At 58.9% G+C, this 1,556-nt stretch carries 1 protein-coding gene; it reads right to left on the minus strand.

Features of this window, described 5'->3' with window-relative positions; all coding sequences use genetic code 11:
• Positions 1 to 485: 485 nt before the first annotated feature.
• Complete coding sequence (locus tag NZK35_RS27095) at positions 486 to 1,355, minus strand: hypothetical protein (protein ID WP_259635652.1); 870 nt, start codon at positions 1,353 to 1,355, stop codon at positions 486 to 488.
• Between the last annotated feature and the right edge of the window lie 201 nt (positions 1,356 to 1,556).

Raw genomic sequence — 1,556 nt, forward strand, 5'->3', positions numbered from 1 at the left:
TCGTCTTTGAGTCAACGAAAAACGCCCTCGGACCACACAACGCGAGTCACGGGGGAGCCATGCGCCGCTGGATCACACGAAAGGCCCAGAGAGATCAAGACGGCGATCGCACCAAAACGCGGACGACCTACGGCCAGTGGAATCAAGAATCTGGCGTCAGCCTACTCTAGCAAAACCCACGCAACCTCAGCTAACCCCGACCGCACTTCAACCTTCGAAGCGGTAAGCAATTCGATTAAGTTCAACGTTACCGATCACCGAGCGGCGGACGAACGATTCATGATTGGCGGTCCGACCGAAGTAAAAAGCGATCCTTCGCGGTCGGACCGAGAAACATTGCGAACCACTCGATCCTACGAGCCCCGATAGACTGGTCAACCAAACTCCCGTGGAAGGTCTGCACGGGCGATCTGGTCGGCTCAGGAATCGGAAGACTGCGAGGGGGGGGACCTGGATTGCACTGTTCTGGTCTTCACGCGGCAGCGTCAACGATCCCGTAGCCGTCGCCTCAACTTGCGGGCGGCTTCTTGCAAGACCAGTGGCAACTTGCTGCGGACGTAGTTGGAACCGGCGAACCATTGATCCGGCTCAGCCATCACAAAACGCGCTTCGACGAATACGGCGTCCATCCCGGTTAGCGAGGTCGCTGTCAGCCAACCCTGAAATCCCGAATACTCTCCGCCACTATCTCGCCCATCGGTGGCCTGCCAACGGTTGTCGAATGCCTCGACGAGCGAGACGTCGATCCGATTCTGGGTGGCGGATGAACGCTGTGCAATCCGCAGCAATCCAGTCAATCGAACCTTGTCCAGCAACTCGAAATCCAACTCTCGGTAGCGGACCTGTGGCCCGGCGTCGTCGATGCCAAGACTCTGCAACGTCTCGACGGAGACGTCGGCCACATCGGGTGATGTTTCCGCGGAGTCGCCGCCTGCGTCATCCGCTTCGTCGCCGCCGAGTCGCTGGGCGATGTCCTGGTCCGAAAACGTTTGCAAGCTCTCGTGGATGATGAAGACGACATGGACATCGTGCCCCAAACGGTCGCCGGCATCGTTGGTGATGTATCGCAGGTAAATGCGCACCGGTGCAACGACCGAATCGCGGGCGAACTGGCTGAAACTGAGTCCGCGGAGCAGTGGGGTGATCAGACTGCGCTGCGCGTCGGCATCCAATTCGGGGCCGAGCGTCGGCTCGTCCAACGTGACCGATTGGCCGGCGATTTGAACGATCGTTTCGGTCGTTGATTGGTGCGGCGAATCGTCGCCGAGCGCAGCGTCGTGCCAGTTGAAGCCAGTCAGTACCGCGAGCGTCAGAAAGAATGTGACGGCGAGCGGCTTTAGGATTTGATCGTTCATCGGCGGGGACTGGGGCGGCAAGATTCGTCGCTCTTGCCTTCCCTCGTACTCTTTAAACTTTGAGTGTTTGGGTTGCGTTTGTCGAGCGGAAATGGGGGCAGTGACGAATGGCACGGGCTTAAAAAACGAGGGATTCAGCGACGTTGGTGTTTAGCCTTTAGGCGATTCCCGGTCGCTGCGAGGCAGCGACAGTGGGCGGCT

Source organism: Stieleria sedimenti (assembly GCF_025060895.1).
Taxonomy (GTDB): domain Bacteria; phylum Planctomycetota; class Planctomycetia; order Pirellulales; family Pirellulaceae; genus Stieleria; species Stieleria sedimenti.